This window comes from Klebsiella sp. JN_Kp127 (assembly GCF_040062505.1).
GTDB classification, from domain to species: Bacteria; Pseudomonadota; Gammaproteobacteria; order Enterobacterales; family Enterobacteriaceae; genus Klebsiella; species Klebsiella quasipneumoniae.
The window spans coordinates 12711-28826 of sequence record NZ_JBEAHS010000041.1 but is presented as its reverse complement, the minus strand read 5'-3'; the positions used below and the strand labels follow the sequence as shown (position 1 = coordinate 28826).

Sequence of the window (16116 nt, the reverse complement as noted above, 5' to 3'; positions counted from 1 at the left end):
TGCGCCAGCAACGCCAATTTAGCCATGGTGGGGAAGATGTTAAGTATCAATTACCAAACGGAAAATATTATTGTCGATCATCTGCCGATTATGGTGTGCTGGTCTACTGATTATCCTCAAAAGTCATTTTTGATAAAAGTTTATAAGGGTGTTGAACAGATATCTCTTATCACAAGAGAGGGTAATGATACAATTATCACCCTCGATGCAATATCGTTACAATGCTTTACTTCTTATACGATAGAAGTTCTTACACATGGTGAGAATGGTGAGAGCAATGTCTTTAAAAATAGTTTTACAACCAGTAACCTTGGTCAATTTTCCGGTCGTTGGGTAAGTGGGGGGCACCACTTCACCGATGATGATAATTACTATCGCGGTAAACGTAATGTGGTGATGAGAAAAACAATTTATCTTGAAGAAGAACTGCTCGATGCCCATATCAGCATTGTCGGACTTGGTTTCTATAAATTGTATATCAATGGTAAAGAGGTAACCCGCGGTGAACTGAATACTGACTGGACTAATTACGCTAAAGTTATTTATTACGATACGTACAGTATAAAACCGTTTATCAATAAGCCGAAAAATGAAGTGGTTGTTGAGCTAGCCGATGGTTGGTTTAATCCTGCGCCGCTTAAATTGTTTGGTAAATATAATCTTAGAGAGACATTAACCATTGGCGAACCACAGGTCATTGCCGATGTCCATATGAAATTTGCAGATCGCGAAATAACTCTCGGTAGCGATGCCGACTGGCAATACTGCGAAGGGGCTTATACCTTTAACAATATCTATTTGGGTGAGCGCCTGGATATGAATTTGTTTCGTGGAGACAACACGACTGATTTGCTGATGCCTGACTGGAAAAATGTGGAGCGGAGCAATGGACCTGAAGGCCGTCTGGTCTCGAGTTTTATTCCAAAAATTAACCATACATTATCCCTGGGGGCAGAGCATATCCACGTAGTAGACGAAGAGAAATTCATTATTGATTTCGGTGCCATCGTGACCGGGTTTATCGATTTATCCATTACCGCGTCTGAGAACCAGCGTGTCGAACTGCTCTATAGCGAACTCGTTGATGAAAACTACCAACTGAATACTGACTCAACCCTTGCGGGATTTGTCGGCAAAGAGGTTGCTGAAGGCGTGATCATTGACGGCGGAATGGGAGCACCGGCGAGAGCGGAGCAGAAAGACGCCTTTGTATGCCGCAGTGGGAAAAACCATTTTGTCAATACCTTTACCTGTCATTCGTTTCGCTATGTGCAGATAAGCGGTGTTAATATCGAACAATTAAATAATGTTCAGGCTCTTTCAGTACATACTGTACTGAGAGAAAACGGTGGCTTTTATTGTTCTGATCCTTACATTAATAAGCTTTTTGAGGTTGCCAAAAGAACTAAACTGAACAACATTCATTCGGTATTCGGGGATTGTGCACGTGAACGTTTCGCCTATGGCGGCGATCTCGTCGCACTTGCCCGGTCGCAAGTGTATCAGTTTGACTCCGCCGCTATTTATAAGAAAACTATTTTTGATTTTATCAATGATATTCGCCCCTGTGGTGGGGTGACGGAAACCGCGCCATTTATGGGAATTAAAACCAATGGAGTCGGCGGGGAGGCGGGCCCTCTGGGCTGGCAACTAGTATTACCCTATTTGATTGCTATTCATTATCGACATTATGGCAATGTCAACCTGCTGGCCGAAAGCCTGCCATTTCTTGAAAAGCAAATCCTTTCACTGGAAATGCACAACTTCGAGGACCTGGTGACCTGCAGCCTGGGTGACTGGGGAAGCCGCGATCATGATATGCGTCATTACAAAAATGGCTCGCCGGCTCTCCATTTCACCAGTGCTTGTTTCTATTATTATCATTTGTTAATTATCGCAAAAATATGTGAAGATCTTGGGTTAAAAGAAAAATGGTTAAAATATATTAGTAAGGCCAATAAACTCAGAGAGAAAATTGTATCACTCTATAAGAATGCGGATGGCAGTTTTGCCGATCGTAGCCAGACCAGCTATGTTTTTGCAATCTACTTCGATTTGTGTGATGATGTCGAGGAATCATTGAACGCACTGGTCGATCTCATCAAAAAAGAGCAAAATGTTATCACTTGCGGGATTTTTGGCCAAAGTTTTGCCTATGAAATATTTCACCGCTATGGTCATAATGAATTAATCCTTGAATGGTTAAGAGTCGAAGCCGGATTCAAAAAAATGCTTAAACATGATGCCAGCACATTGAAGGAATTTTTTGGTGATAACCTGAATGGTTCAAATAATCACGCGATGTTCAGCTCCTATACCAGCTGGTTGTTTCAAGCTTTAGGTGGTATTACCGTCGCTGAGGAGGCGGTTGGGGCGGATGTTATTTTAATCAGTCCATCTTTTACTGAGACGATTAACTTTGTGGATTGCTGGCATCAAACCATCAGAGGGCGTATTGAATGTCGCTGGCGGCGCTATAAGAAAGGAATTGAATTAGTCGTCAAAGTGCCATTTAACCTCAAAAAATGCACCCTTAAATTACCAAAGGCGTATCAACTTAATAAACAATTACCTGCACCGATAGATTGTGACACCTATCATCAGTTTTATGACATTACAGATGCAGGTGAAATAAAAGTACTATTGTAATGATAGTGCATACCCAAACGTTCGCTCCAGTTAGGTACTTTTATGTTACACCATGATATTCATGAAAAGCTACTAGCTTATACCGATAGAGAACTCGAACTGCTTCGCGCTAACTATCAACTGTGTCATAAATTCAAAAGCCATATGGAGCGAAGGTTTTTCAAAGATAATTACATTCATATTGAAAAGCAGACCCGATTTACGAAAATTCCGTTGCATTCTCATGGATTTATTGAGCTTATTTATATATATCAGGGTAAAATGCATCAGAAGATTAATGACGAAAATCTCACCCTGGGTAAGGGTGAGATCCTGCTTATCAACCAGTTTGCCAGGCACGAAATTGAAGCCGCAGGGCAGAATGATATTATCATCAATTTTATTATTAAGACTGAGTTTTTCGGGCGGTTGATGTCCCTTTTTGATGAAAATAACATCATCTCCCGTTTTATTCTTTCAGCAATTAATGGCAGGAAAAAACATGGGGAACATATTCACTTTAAAGTGGGGGAAATTGACGCAATTCAAAGCATTATGCATGTGATCATCAGCGAAATCTATAGCAATAACTCCTTAAAAGAGATTCGCGTCAATTTCCTGGTGGGACTGTTGATGACGGAGTTACTGTCGAATGTGCAAGCCAGCGATTATCATATCAATGGGAGTTACAATGAATCTCTTGCCATGGCCGTGTTGAGATACATTGATACAGATTACAAAACAGCCAGCCTGAAGGAGATTTCCTGTCGTCTAAATCAACCTAATTATAAGGTGAGTAAACTGATAAAAGACTTCACCGGTAAGAACTTTAGCGATTTGTTGGTTGAGAAACGCATAGATGTTTTAATCCACCTTCTTAAGCATACTAATCACTCCATTATTGACGTTATCAATATGACGGGTTATGAAAATGCTTCACATTGTTATAAGGTATTTAAAGAGAAATATAATATGAGTATTAAGGAGTATCGTGACCTGAACTCCTGAATGGTAAAATTGGCTCACACTGTCCATGCTATTGCATGTTTTTGTAATAAGTAAAATCGGCAACAACCGATATATAAAAAGGCAAGCAGGGTTATAACGCAGGTGGCATTCTTTAAATAAAATCAGTTAAGCAATAAAAATAATAATTTGATTTATTTATATCTCTTACCTGATGGAGTCAGAAGAATGAACCCCAGAATTATTATTCCAGGCGTTATCTCATGTTTACTTCCTGCTACCTTTTGCCATGCGGCAAATCTCAGCGACGACGGCAGCTTTAAATTAAATGGGTATGGCATGGTCGCTGGAGATTTTCAGAGCGAATTAAACCGGCCAAAAAATATGTCGTTGCATACCGACCCCACAGGTCCTAATCAGGATCCCCGCGGCAAAATGGGCGATTTAGGAAACAGTTTCTGGCACGATTACTGGACATCCATGGCGATAACCAAAAAATGGCAGGGTCTGGTTTCCCCCGAACAATGGGCTGATTATACCTATGAAATGGTGGGTTATGGCGATAAAACGGTAGAAACGGCACAGAATTATGGGCGCTTTGGCGGACTCTCCTTTCTCCCCGAGGGCGCAAACATATGGGCTGGGCGTCGTTACCTCGATCAACGTATTAATATCTTCGCCTACAATACCAAAGAAGTACATATTGATTCCGGCCTCGGTTATAACAGTAAAAATTTTGATTTAAACGTTGGTACCGACCAGATCGACTGGTCCAGCGATACCGCGCCGCAGGCGATAGAGGGCTCGCGGCGCATCGTTGATATGGCTTATCGTTTCGATCAGACAGAACTGGGTATGACCTATGTTAAAGAAATTGATGACCCATTGGGTACCGGCAAGCAGCAAGCAATCAGTTTTTCCGCGAAATACAGCATGCCGTCTTTTTGGGGGGTGGCAAAGGGACAATCTACCGTCAAATTACAGTACGGCAAAGGGGTGATCGCTCCTTATTTGAACACCAGTCGTATTACCGTCCTTAGCGAAGAGGGCGATTCTTCAATGCGCTTTTCCACCGACGGAAACTTGACGTTGTTTGATGATTTTTCCGTCTCGCCGGCTTTCATCTATGAATATACTAAGCGTGAAAAAACGACTGACCGAACCACCTTTATACCTGATACAGGCTATTCAGGTGGGGACATGATCTATGGTTCCGCAAATGAAACTGGGATCTTTACCGGCGTAAATGTTAAGCAAAGTATTCATCACCAAAATCTTTCCATGTTGTATGAAGTCATGGTGAATAACACAATCAATAAAAATGGCGTCGAAGGCGCCAGCGGTGTCGGCTACAAAATTGCCGCCGGACCGGCACTACAGCTGGATGTCCTACCGTATGTTGCGCCAATTCTCAGTTTGACGGTCACCTACGCAGGCGGGGATAAAGAGGTCACGTTATTGCCGGAAGACTCGGAGTGGCGAATCGGGTATCGAATGGAAGTCTGGTTCTAAAACTTTACTACATCACTACAGGATATTACTCTATGAACAAACACGTCGCTGCTATGCTGATGATGCTTATTATTCCGCCTGCTTTTGCGCAAACACCATTAGCAGACAGCAAAACGATTATTATTAAACCCAGCGCTCTGGCCGTTGAGATGGTGCCTGATATTGCCTATTCATTTACGCAAAATATCATGGGGCGACCGCTCCAGTTATCGATGGATTTGCTCAAGCCTTATGCTGATAAACCATTACCTGCCGTAGTATTTATTACCGGCGGCGGCTTTCTCGATGCGCCCAAATCAAAATTTATCGGTCAGCGGGTGGATATTGCCCGGGCCGGTTACGTCGTCGCCAGCATTACCTATCGAGTCGTACCCAATGTGACTTTCCCGGGAATGGTTGAGGATGCGAAAACGGCGGTCAGATTTCTACGCGCCAATGCCGAAAAATTAGGCATCGATCCTAACCATATCGCTGTGATGGGCGAGTCGGCGGGAGGGTATTTAGCCGCCATGGTGGGCACCACCAGTGGCCATAAGGAATTTGATCAGGGAGAGTATTCAAATCAAAGTAGCGATGTGCAGGCGGTGGTTGATCTCTATGGCCTGTCTGATCTGACGAAAGTCGGCGCTGACTTCTCCGCGGATATTCAAAAAGCGCATCAGTCACCGGCCATTCCTGAGGCGATGCTGGTTAATGGTATTCCCTGGCAAGGTGGTGGCGCTATCTCCGCCTATCCCGAAAAGGCCAAACGGGCTAATCCCATTACCTGGATTTCGGATAAAACGCCGCCTTTTCTGCTAATGAACGGCGATGCTGACAATGTGGTCTCACCCAGCCAGTCAACGCTTTTACACGAGGCGCTGGTGGCTAAAAAAATACCGTCAACTCATTACGTGGTGCAAGGGGCGGACCACGCAGGTTTAATGTGGTATCAGCCTGAAGTATCGAAAATTATCATTAATTTTTTAGATAAAAATCTCAAAGGTAAGCATCAATAATACGTTATAGGATCAGGTCAATAAGATGAAAAAAATATTTTTGTGCTGCGCTGCCGGCATGTCAACCAGCATGGTAATGAATAAAATGAAGCAAGCGGCCGCGGCGAAAGGGATTGCCGTCGATATTATTGCTGTTTCAATGGATGATTTTGACCGCACGTTGCCAAATTACGATTGCTGTCTTTTAGGACCGCAAATTAAATATAAATTCGAAGAATTTAATAAAAAAGCCACTGCGGTGGGCAAGAAAGTCGCCATTATCGATAGCATGGATTACGGCATGATGCGTGGCGATAAAATTCTTGATGCGGCGCTGGCGCTGCTTGATGAACGTTCACTCAACAAGTAGGGAAACCGTATGGATATGGAAGCAACCGTCATGGAACTTATCATCAACGCCGGTGAATCCCGCAGTCTGGCAATGCAGGCGCTGCAGGCCGCCAGAAAAGGGGCATGGCATGACGTTGATAACCTGATGGAGGGCGCTGCTGATGCCGCAAAACGCGCGCATGATGTACAAACCATGCTTATCGGTATGGATGAGGGCTGCGGCAAGGTGCCGGTTAATCTTATTCTTGTACATGCTCAGGATCATATTATGACCGCCATGCTTGCACGGGAGTTGATCGCGGAACTGATTGAGGTTCAGCGTCAGCTGCAGCATCGCGGCAGGTAAGATATGTCGCCGCCGGAGGTGCGGCGGCGACAGCCATCAGATATTCTCCAGTCGAATGCCCCGGGTTCTCGGGCCGAAGATCCCCACCGACAGCATCACCATCAGCATACTGACGACGATAAAGCTAATCACCCCCGGCGTGCCGGCATATTGCAGAATAATGCCGATCAGGATGCTGGTCACCGCGGTCGAGAGCCGGCTGAACGAGTAGCAGAAGCCGACGGCGCGGGCGCGAATATGGGTCGGGAAGACCTCGGCCTGGTAGGCGTGGTAGCTGATGGTCAGCCAGGCGTTGGACCAGGTGATCATAAACCCGCAGATCACCAGCAGAACCGGACTGTTCTGCAGGGCAAACAGGGTGCCGAAGATGACGGTCATCAGCGCGGAGAGGACGATCTGCCACTTGTTCTCAAAGCGATGCACGAAGCGGGTGCAGAACAGGCAGCCCAGCGGATAGGCGAGGGTGATAAAGAAGGCGTACAGCAGACTGTGGGTAATGCTGGCGCCCTGACCGGAGAGCAATGCCGGCAGCCAGTTGCCAAAGCCGAAGAAACCGATCGCCTGGAAGAAATTCATCACCATCAGCATCAGGGTGCGCTGCCGATACTGCGGCGCCCAGATTTCGCGGAAGGTGCCGCGTTTGACGACGCTCTCCGTCGCCTGCGCATGCTTCGGCGACGGCGTCAGGCCGCAGCGGGCTTCCATCGCGCACATCACCGCATGCGCCTCATCATGCCGCCCTTTGGTTTCCAGCCAGCGGGCTGACTCCGGCAGTTTTTTGCGGATAAACCAGATTGCCAGCGAGAACAGCGCGCCGAAGATGATCACCCAGCGCCAGCCGCTGAGGCCGAAGAGGGTGGTTGGCACCAATATCCAGGACATCAGCGCCACCGCCGGAACCGACAGAAACTGGATAAAGAAGGCAAAGGCGAAGGCTTTATTGCGCAGGTGGGTAGGGACCCATTCGCTGAGGTAAGTGTCAATGGTCACCAGCTCAATGCCGAGGCCGATTCCCACCATAAAGCGGAAGAAGATCACCCCTTCCGCGCTGCTCTGGGTCGCCATCAGCAGCGAGAAAAAGCCGTACCAGGCGAGCGCCACCATAAAGGTCAGCCGGCGTCCCAGCTTGTCCGCCAGCGGCGCCAGCAGGCTCGCGCCGATAAACAGCCCCATAAAGGTGGCGGAGGCAAAGGCCGCCTGATCGGCGATGCCAAAGATCCCCGCCGCGCCGGTGTGGAAAATACCCTCCGCCAGCAGGCCCGCGCTGATGTACCCGGTCTGGAACAAGTCGTAGAGCTCGAAGAAGCCGCCGAGAGAGAGCAGGGTGATAAACGACCATAACCCGAAGGAGGCGGGCAACGCGTCAATGCGTCCGGTTAAGGTGGCGTGCGGTTGTCCTGGCGAAGCATAGGGCGTTTCGCCGAGAACCTGGGTGGTAGACATGGTGTTGTGTTCCTCAGGAAGAATGGTTTGCCTGCTAATGTTAAGTGATTGTTAATAGTTTTAAATTTTTAATCTTCAGCGTTAACGGCAATCTTTAGCGCAAGATCGTGCCGGACAGGCGGAAAGTTGAGATTTATGCTGCTTTTCGCCGCACGCCAGGGGAAGAATTGAAGTAAATCACCGTGGACGGCAATGTTCCCCGCCTGGCGTTATCGCGCTGCCCAGGGGCCGGGCCAGAGAGAGTAAACGAATCCTCACCGACGGCGTTTTCCCGCTTTACCCGCTATTACGCCGGGGTATAATGTGCCCACTTTCATACAGGAGTCATGCGTTGGACAGTCATCCTTATTGTTTTTCTCCGGCAAGCTAACGCGACTGTTTTCGCTGCTTGCCGAACCGGCGGGCAGCAATCTTTGATTATCGGATTGCCTCCCTTAATGTAGTGATTCGCGACCGTACGCGAGAGGCACCGTTATGTTTCTGTTTCCCACCAGCTTATTTCCTCCACCATCACCCGCCCGCTAATTGCCCGGCGCGGCTGAGCGCGACATCAATAATTTTTGGCTTTCTGTTATCTGGAGGAAGGCGCGATGGTATTTCCTTATATGACACATTTACTCGCGGCGATGCTGCTGGGGGCGCTGATCGGCGCGGAAAGACAGTGGCGGCAACGTATGGCCGGCTTGCGGACCAATGCGCTGGTGGCCACCGGCGCGGCGGTGTTTATTCTTAGCGCGATGTCGGCGTCGCCGGACAGCCCCGGGCGCATTGCGGCGCAGATCGTCTCCGGTATCGGCTTCCTTGGGGCGGGAGTGATCATGCGCGATGGCATGAACGTTCGCGGCCTCAATACCGCCGCCACCCTGTGGTGCTCGGCCGGTATCGGTGTCCTCTGCGGCCTGGGACAGTTCTGGAACGCGACGGCGGCGACGCTGATTATTCTGTGCGCTAATATCCTGCTCCGCGAAGCGGCGCAGCGCATTCATGCCTTGCCGGGCGCCGGAGACGAAGAGAAACGCTATATCTTGCGCGTCACCTGTTTACGCGAGCATGAAAAAGCCGTGCGTCAGCTGCTGCTGAATATTGCTCAGCAGCAGAGGTTCACCCTGCAGGGGCTGCAGTCGGCGGCGGCAGATACGGCGGATCAGCTGGAGATTTGCGCGGAGCTGATTAGCCATAAGCAGCATCACAAAACGCTGGCGCAGATTATGGCGCAGGTGGCCGGCCAGCAGAATGTCACCTCGGTACACTGGCGCGTCGGAGAAGCGTAGAGACAGACATGGCCGCTCGCCGCGCGATTCGCCAACCCGCGGGAAAGCGGCTAGAATGGCCTCCTGCCGGAGGTTATAAGAATGTTAAATAATGGATGTGTGCCGTCGGAAACAGGCCAGACTATGACGACGGCTGATTTTCGCTTTACCCGCGTGATGGCCGAGCAGGCGGCGCGTGCCCGTCTGACGCTGGACGACGATCAGCTGTCGCTCATCGCCCGCCTCGACGCCCTGGGCCAGCAGCTGTTGTCCGCGCCCGGCACGCCGCAGGGACTGTACGTTTGGGGACGCACCGGGCGAGGGAAAAGCTTTATTCTCGACCACTTTTTTGCCAGCCTGCCGCTCGCCGCCAGGCGTCGGGTCCATTTTCATCACTTCTTCCGCGAACTGCATCAGCGGCTGAATGCCCCCGGCGCGCCCGGCCTGCAGGCGGTGATGATGCAGATGACCTCCGGCTGCCGCCTGCTGTGCTTTGACGAATTTCATCTTCACGACCCCGGCGACGCCATGCTGATAAAGGCGCTGCTGGAACACCTTTTTCAACGGGGCATCGTGCTGCTGGCAACCTCTAACTACCCGCCGGAGATGCTGCTGCCTAATCCGCTGTATCACGATCGCTTTTTACCGTCGATCGCGCTGATCCGCGCCCACCTGGCGGTCGTCGCGCTTAACGGCGAGGAAGATTATCGCGAACGGCACCTGAGCCAGGATAACGCCTTCTGCAGCGGGCGGCTATGGGTTAACCCGAGCGAACAACAGCGTCAGCTGTACGATCTGCCCTCGCTGCCTGCCGAACCGGTTCCGCTGGCGGTAGGCTATCGCACGCTGCAGGCGGCCGCGGCGTCACCCGACTTGCTCCATTTCTCTTTTGCCCAGCTCTGCCAGGCCGCCACGGCGGTGATGGACTATCTGGCGCTCAGCGAACGTTATGCCGTCTGGTTGCTGGACGAGGTGCCGCCGCTGGCCACGGTAGGGCCGGCGGCCCAGCAGCGCTTTATCAACGTGATTGATGTGCTGTATGAAAAGCAGATCCGCCTGCTGCTGGTGACCCGCTGCGACCTGGAGACGCTGGTGGCCGGGGTGGAACTGGAGGATATTCAGCGAACGCGGAGCCGCCTGCAACAGCTGCCGCGGGCGGTATAAAAAAAACGCCCCGGCGGGTGCCGGGGCGAGGGGATCACAGGTCGAAACGGTCGAGGTTCATAACCTTGGTCCAGGCGGCGACAAAGTCATGCACCAGCTTCTGCTGCCCGTCGGCGCAGGCGTAGACTTCCGCCAGCGCGCGCAGGACCGAGTTGGAGCCAAACACCAGATCCACGCGGGTGGCGCTGTACTTCGCTTCGCCGGTTTTACGGTCGCTGCCGGTAAACAGCTCCGCCCGATCATCGGCCGCTTTCCAGACGGTGGCCATATCCAGCAGGTTGACGAAGAAGTCATTGCTGAGCACGCCGACGCGGTCGGTAAACACCCCGTGTTTGCTGCCGTCGTAGTTGGCGCCCAGCACGCGCAGTCCACCCACCAGAACCGTCATCTCCGGAGCGGTTAAGGTCAGCTGCTGCGCTTTATCGATCAGCAGCGTTTCCGTCGACACACCGCCCTCGATGCGACGGTAGTTGCGGAAGCCATCCGCCAGCGGCTGCAGCAGGTCAAACGACTCGACGTCGGTCTGCTCAGGCAGGGCGTCGACGCGGCCTGGAGTAAACGGCACGTTGACGCTGACGCCGGCCGCCGCCGCCGCCTGCTCCACGCCGACCACGCCAGCCAGCACGATGATATCGGCCAGTGACGCTTTGCCGGAGGCGCGCTGGATCGCCTGCAGGGTCGGCAGCACCCGACTGGCGATAGCATTGACCGGCCAGTCTTTCTGCGGGGCCAGCGCCAGACGCGCGCCGTTGGCGCCGCCGCGCTTATCACCGCCGCGGAAGGTGGAGGCGGAGGCCCAGGCGACCGACACCAGCTCACTCACCGACAGGCCGGCGCCGGCGATGGCGGTTTTCAGGCTGGCGATGTCGTCCGCGCTCGGCTGATGGGTCGCCGCCGGCAGCGGATCCTGCCAAATGAGATCTTCTTTCGGCACTTCCGGCCCGAGGTAACGGGATTTCGGCCCCATATCGCGGTGGGTCAGCTTGAACCACGCCCGGGCGAACGCCTCGTTAAAGGCCTGCGGATCGTTGAGGAAGCGACGGGAGATCTTCTCAAACTCCGGGTCGAAGCGCAGGGTCAGGTCGGTGACCAGCATGGTCGGTTTGCGCTTTTTACCCGGGTTAAACGGATCCGGGATAATTTCCGGCGCGTCTTTGGCTTCGAACTGGATAGCGCCCGCCGGGCTGCGGGTTTGCACCCATTCGTATTTGAACAGGTTCTCGAAAAAGTAGTTGCTCCACTGGGTGGGCGTCTGCGTCCAGACCACTTCCAGACCGGAGGTGATGGCATCCGCGCCTGCGCCGCTGCCGTAGCTGGAGTGCCAGCCCAGACCCTGAGCTTCCAGCGGGGCGGCTTCCGGCTCGGCGCCGACGTGGCTGGTCTCGGCTGCGCCGTGGGTTTTACCCAGGGTGTGGCCGCCGGCGATCAGCGCGACAATCTCTTCATCGTCCATCGCCATATTGCCGAAGGTGGCGCGAATGGCCGCCGCGGCGGACAGCGGCTCGCCGCTGGCGTTAGGGCCTTCCGGGTTAACGTAGATCAGCCCCATTTCGGTGGCGCCGATGGCCTGTTTCGCCAGGCTTTCCGGGTGACGGTGGGCCAGCCACTCTTTCTCATCGCCCCAGTCGACGTCCAGATCCGGTTCCCAGACATCTTCACGACCGGCGCCAAAGCCAAAGGTGCGGAAGCCGGCGTTTTCCAGCGCAACGTTACCCGCCAGCATGTAAAGATCGGCCCAGGAGATTTTCTGGCCATATTTCTGTTTCACCGGCCACAGCAGACGGCGGGCTTTATCGAGGCTGACGTTATCAGGCCAGGAGTTCAGCGGCGCAAAGCGCTGCTGTCCACGACCCGCGCCGCCGCGACCGTCAACGGTGCGGTAGGTGCCGGCGCCGTGCCAGGCCATACGAATAAACAGACCGATATAGCTGCCCCAGTCTGCCGGCCACCACTCTTGCGAATCGGTCAGCAGCGCTCTGAGGTCAGCCTTCAGCGCGGAGTAATCGAGCTTTTTAAACTCTTCCCTGTAGTTAAAATCCTCACCCAACGGGTTGGAACGACTGGAGTGCTGGTTCAACAGATCGACACGCAGCTGGTTAGGCCACCAGTCGCGGTTGCCGGTGCCGCTGCCGGCGCTCTGCTTGGGCGTCTCGGCGTGGAAAGGGCACTTTCCGGCGGATGCGTTGTTGGATGGGTCGTTAGACGTGCTCATATCAGGCTCCGTTTGCTTTTGTGAATGCCGTTACGATATACACTGCTACCAATAAGCGATATTTGAATGAGTCTACGGATTTAATAGCTAATTCCGTTCAACGAAGGGCGAAACACCCTCTTATATGCCCTGGCGGATCCAGGGGTAAAAAATAAACCTCATCATTAACCATAGTCGTAACGAGACGGCAAAGGAAACGATCTGTATCAAACGGGCAGAAGGAATGCTAATTGTTTGAGATATGACAATTTTACTATGAGAAAAGGATGAGGGTTTTCCGCTGCGCGAGCGTAACGAATGCCCGACGCAGGGGTTGTTGGCAGACACAGAATAAGCTAATACTTAGACACCATGTGACTGGCGCTAAAGACAGAATACTGTTGGGGAGCATGGTCAACGTCGCCGCGCGCCTGGGCATTACCGCTATCTGGAGATAAGTTATGCCTGAATTAGCTTCTTTAATGGCCTTTGCCGCGGTGGCGCTGGGGTTAGTGTTAACCCCTGGCCCCAATATGATGTATCTCACTTCGCGTTCGATTTGCCAGGGAAAACGCGCTGGCTTTATCTCCCTTGCCGGGGTGGCCGTGGGTTTTTTCTTCTATATGTTGTGTGCCGCTTTCGGCATTACCGCGTTGGTTTTCGCGGTCCCTTACGCCTACGATGCATTGCGTTTGTGCGGGGTCGCTTATTTGCTCTATCTGGCGTGGCAGGCGATTAAACCGGGAGGGCGGCCGATATTCGCGGTGCGCGACTTACCCGCCGACAGTGGACGTAAGCTGTTTCTGATGGGATTTATCACCAGCCTGGCGAACCCCAAAGTTGCCATCCTGTATTTGTCCCTGCTGCCGCAATTTATCACCCCCGGACTCGGCAGCGTGCTCAGCCAGTCGTTGATATTAGGCTGTACCCAGGTATTAATCAGCGTGGCGGTGAACGGCCTGATTATCTTGCTGGCCGGGCAGGTGGCGCTTTTTCTTGGTCGGCGGCCGGGCTGGCAACAATTTCAACGCTGGCTGATGGCGACGGTACTGGCCGGGATGGCGGTTAAGATCGCTTTTGAGGCCAGAAAATAACCGGGTTTACCGGGGAAAGGGGAGCCAGCGAGACCTGTCGCTGGCCAACCTCGCGCCCTGATGCCTTTCTCCCACTGCGCAAGGCTCTCCACGCTCTAACATGCTGAAACATTTCTGCCAGATCATTAGCAACCTTTCAGTAGGGCTAACGCCGCGATAAGGCTATGCTTCCCGGCCGTTACGCCGTTGGTTTTTCCCGTGATCCAGGTGATGTACCGCTAATGCCCCTTTTGAGAGATGAAATTCGCGACCACTCCGCGGAAGAGATGTTGTTTATCCGCCGGGCCGCAATCGCCTTTCTGCTGGTGGTGGTCTGCTTTGGCGTGCTGATTTTCAACCTCTACCATCTGCAGGTGGAGCAGCACGATTTCTACCAGACCCGCTCCAACCAAAACGATATCAAAATGCTGCCCATCGCCCCCAGCCGGGGGCTGATATTCGATCGCAACGGCATTCCGCTGGTGCAGAATATTACCCTGTATCGCCTGCAGGTGATCCCGAGCAAAATTCCCGATATGGCCGCGCTGCTGCAAAGCCTGACGCCGATTGTCGACCTGACTGCGGACGACATCGCCAGTTTCCGCGACGATATGCACCACAGCAGCCGCTATAAAGCGGTTACCCTCAAGTCCGACCTCAGCGACGTAGAGGTGGCCCGCTTCGCGGTCAACGAATTCCGTTTCCCCGGGGTGACGGTGGAGAGCTACCAGCAGCGTGAATACCCCTACGGCGCAGAGCTGGCGCACGTGGTGGGCTATGTGTCGAAAATCAACGACAGCGACCTGCAGCGGCTGGCGAAAGACGGTGAAGAGGAGAACTATGCTGCCGACCACAATATCGGCAAGCAGGGGATCGAAGGCTATTACGAAAAAGCGCTCCACGGCACCACCGGCTACCAGGAGGTGGAGGTGGATAACCACGGCCGGGTGGTACGTCTGCTGAAAGAGGTACCGCCGGTGGCCGGGAAAAACCTCTATCTGACCCTTGACCTGCACCTGCAGCAGTATATCGAGTCGGTGCTGAAGGGGCAGCGCGCGGCGGTGGTGGTGGTCGATCCCCGCGATGGCGGGGTACTGGCGATGGTCTCCAGCCCCAGCTACGATCCTAACCCGTTCGTCAAAGGCATCGGCTATCAGGCCTATAAATCGCTGCTGGATAACCCCGACCGACCGTTAATCAACCGTGTCACCCAGGGGCTGTATCCCCCGGCCTCGACGGTGAAGCCCTATATGGCGCTCTCGGCGCTCTCCGCGGGCGTGATCACGCCGAATACCACCTTCTTCGGGGCGCCGACGTGGACGCTGCCGGGCACGCAACGCCGCTATCGCGACTGGCTGAAAACCGGCCACGGCATGCTCAACGTCACCAAAGCCATTGAAGAGTCCGCAGACACCTTTTTCTACCAGGTGGCCTTCGAGATGGGTATCGACCGGATCCATGAGTGGCTGAGCAAGTTCGGCTACGGCCAGTCTACCGGCATCGATCTCAATGAGGAGTATGCCGGGGTACTGCCGAGTCGGGCGTGGAAGCAGCGGGTGCATAAAAAGCCCTGGTATCAGGGGGATACCATCTCCGTCGGCATCGGCCAGGGATACTGGATCGCCACCCCCATCCAGATGGTGAAAGCGCTCACCACGCTGCTGAACAACGGCAAGGTGCAGGATCCGCATCTGCTCTATTCGATGAAGCAGGGCAATCATGTGGAACGTTATCAGCAGCCGGCGAACCTGCCGCAGGTCGGCGATCCGAAATCCCCGTACTGGGGCATTGTGCGCAACGGCATGTATGGGATGGCTAATCTGCCCAACGGCACCGGCTACAAACTGTTCCACACCGCGCCGTATCAGATTGCGGCAAAGTCCGGAACCTCGCAGGTGTTCAGTCTGAAGCAAAACCAGACCTATAACGCCAAAATGATCCCGGTGCGTCTGCGCGACCACATTTTCTATACCCTGTTTGCCCCTTATCAGCATCCGAAGGTGGCGATGGCGCTGATCCTGGAGAACGGCGGCGGGGACGGGGTGGTGGCCGGACCGACGGCGCGCGCCATCCTGGACCATATTTTTGTCCCGCAGCAGGCGCCGGCGGCGGCCGCCGACGTGCCGCAGCGGGAGAGCGCGGACGCCCAGTAAGCGGCAGGACTTATTCCGCAGGCGCATCGTTCATAGAAATTGGTTATTTGTCCCCTTATCTT

The 16116-nt window shown here is 53.0% G+C and carries 12 protein-coding genes and 1 riboswitch; of the genes, 10 read left to right on the top strand and 2 right to left on the bottom strand.

All coding sequences use genetic code 11. The features are described from left to right. Positions 1-36: 36 nt before the first annotated feature. The 6 genes from ABLV04_RS15600 to ABLV04_RS15575 all read left to right on the top strand — a co-directional run bounded on the left by ABLV04_RS15600 (position 37) and on the right by ABLV04_RS15575 (position 6780). The gene (locus tag ABLV04_RS15600) at positions 37-2649 is read left to right on the top strand and encodes a family 78 glycoside hydrolase catalytic domain (protein WP_348815892.1); all 2613 of its coding nucleotides are present in this window, start codon (positions 37-39) and stop codon (positions 2647-2649) included. A 42-nt stretch (positions 2650-2691) separates the two neighbouring features. Next, positions 2692-3636 (top strand): helix-turn-helix transcriptional regulator, encoded by a 945-nt coding sequence (locus tag ABLV04_RS15595; protein WP_023289811.1) that lies wholly within the window; start codon positions 2692-2694, stop codon positions 3634-3636. Between the two features lie 186 nt (positions 3637-3822). Next, positions 3823-5106, top strand: a complete 1284-nt coding sequence (locus ABLV04_RS15590) for a carbohydrate porin (RefSeq protein ID WP_180265898.1) — start codon at positions 3823-3825, stop codon at positions 5104-5106. A 32-nt stretch (positions 5107-5138) separates the two neighbouring features. Then, complete coding sequence (locus ABLV04_RS15585) at positions 5139-6104, top strand: alpha/beta hydrolase (RefSeq protein WP_023289809.1); 966 nt, start codon at positions 5139-5141, stop codon at positions 6102-6104. A gap of 25 nt (positions 6105-6129) precedes the next feature. Then, positions 6130-6453, top strand: coding sequence for a PTS sugar transporter subunit IIB (locus ABLV04_RS15580; protein WP_023289808.1), 324 nt, complete (start codon positions 6130-6132; stop codon positions 6451-6453). Between the two features lie 9 nt (positions 6454-6462). Then, positions 6463-6780 carry a PTS lactose/cellobiose transporter subunit IIA gene (locus ABLV04_RS15575; protein WP_180265899.1) on the top strand — a complete coding sequence of 106 codons (318 nt, stop codon included), beginning with the start codon at positions 6463-6465 and terminating at the stop codon, positions 6778-6780. Between the two features lie 36 nt (positions 6781-6816). On the opposite strand, the gene ABLV04_RS15570 is transcribed toward ABLV04_RS15575, so the two are convergent. Next, complete coding sequence (locus tag ABLV04_RS15570) at positions 6817-8223, bottom strand: MFS transporter (protein WP_180265900.1); 1407 nt, start codon at positions 8221-8223, stop codon at positions 6817-6819. A gap of 590 nt (positions 8224-8813) precedes the next feature. On the opposite strand from ABLV04_RS15570, the gene ABLV04_RS15565 reads away from it, so the two are divergent. Together ABLV04_RS15565 and zapE are read left to right on the top strand one after the other, a co-directional pair. Further along, positions 8814-9494 carry an MgtC family protein gene (locus ABLV04_RS15565; protein ID WP_032452970.1) on the top strand — a complete coding sequence of 227 codons (681 nt, stop codon included), beginning with the start codon at positions 8814-8816 and terminating at the stop codon, positions 9492-9494. Between the two features lie 81 nt (positions 9495-9575). After that, complete coding sequence (zapE, locus tag ABLV04_RS15560) at positions 9576-10637, top strand: cell division protein ZapE (RefSeq protein WP_023289804.1); 1062 nt, start codon at positions 9576-9578, stop codon at positions 10635-10637. Positions 10638-10671: 34 nt separating this feature from the next. Here zapE and katG read toward each other — a convergent pair whose 3' ends face one another. After that, positions 10672-12849, bottom strand: a complete 2178-nt coding sequence (katG, locus tag ABLV04_RS15555; RefSeq protein ID WP_044523422.1) for a catalase/peroxidase HPI — start codon at positions 12847-12849, stop codon at positions 10672-10674. Positions 12850-13192: 343 nt separating this feature from the next. Then, positions 13193-13272: riboswitch (ZMP/ZTP riboswitch) on the top strand. A 17-nt stretch (positions 13273-13289) separates the two neighbouring features. Between katG and ABLV04_RS15550 the strand changes: the two genes are divergently transcribed. After that, entirely contained in the window at positions 13290-13922 is a 633-nt protein-coding gene (locus tag ABLV04_RS15550) for a LysE family translocator (protein WP_023289802.1), read from the top strand. A gap of 221 nt (positions 13923-14143) precedes the next feature. Beyond that, entirely contained in the window at positions 14144-16054 is a 1911-nt protein-coding gene (mrdA, locus tag ABLV04_RS15545) for a penicillin-binding protein 2 (RefSeq protein ID WP_168443671.1), read from the top strand. Positions 16055-16116 lie beyond the last annotated feature (62 nt).

Coding starts and splice junctions, on each gene's coding strand:
- ABLV04_RS15600 (WP_348815892.1), top strand. CDS start 37: ATGTTAAGTATCAATTACCAAACGGAAAATATTATTGTCGATCATCTG.
- zapE (WP_023289804.1), top strand. CDS start 9,576: ATGTTAAATAATGGATGTGTGCCGTCGGAAACAGGCCAGACTATGACG.
- ABLV04_RS15590 (WP_180265898.1), top strand. CDS start 3,823: ATGAACCCCAGAATTATTATTCCAGGCGTTATCTCATGTTTACTTCCT.
- ABLV04_RS15595 (WP_023289811.1), top strand. CDS start 2,692: ATGTTACACCATGATATTCATGAAAAGCTACTAGCTTATACCGATAGA.
- ABLV04_RS15565 (WP_032452970.1), top strand. CDS start 8,814: ATGGTATTTCCTTATATGACACATTTACTCGCGGCGATGCTGCTGGGG.
- ABLV04_RS15585 (WP_023289809.1), top strand. CDS start 5,139: ATGAACAAACACGTCGCTGCTATGCTGATGATGCTTATTATTCCGCCT.
- ABLV04_RS15575 (WP_180265899.1), top strand. CDS start 6,463: ATGGATATGGAAGCAACCGTCATGGAACTTATCATCAACGCCGGTGAA.
- ABLV04_RS15550 (WP_023289802.1), top strand. CDS start 13,290: ATGCCTGAATTAGCTTCTTTAATGGCCTTTGCCGCGGTGGCGCTGGGG.
- ABLV04_RS15570 (WP_180265900.1), bottom strand. CDS start 8,223: ATGTCTACCACCCAGGTTCTCGGCGAAACGCCCTATGCTTCGCCAGGA.
- ABLV04_RS15580 (WP_023289808.1), top strand. CDS start 6,130: ATGAAAAAAATATTTTTGTGCTGCGCTGCCGGCATGTCAACCAGCATG.
- mrdA (WP_168443671.1), top strand. CDS start 14,144: ATGCCCCTTTTGAGAGATGAAATTCGCGACCACTCCGCGGAAGAGATG.
- katG (WP_044523422.1), bottom strand. CDS start 12,849: ATGAGCACGTCTAACGACCCATCCAACAACGCATCCGCCGGAAAGTGC.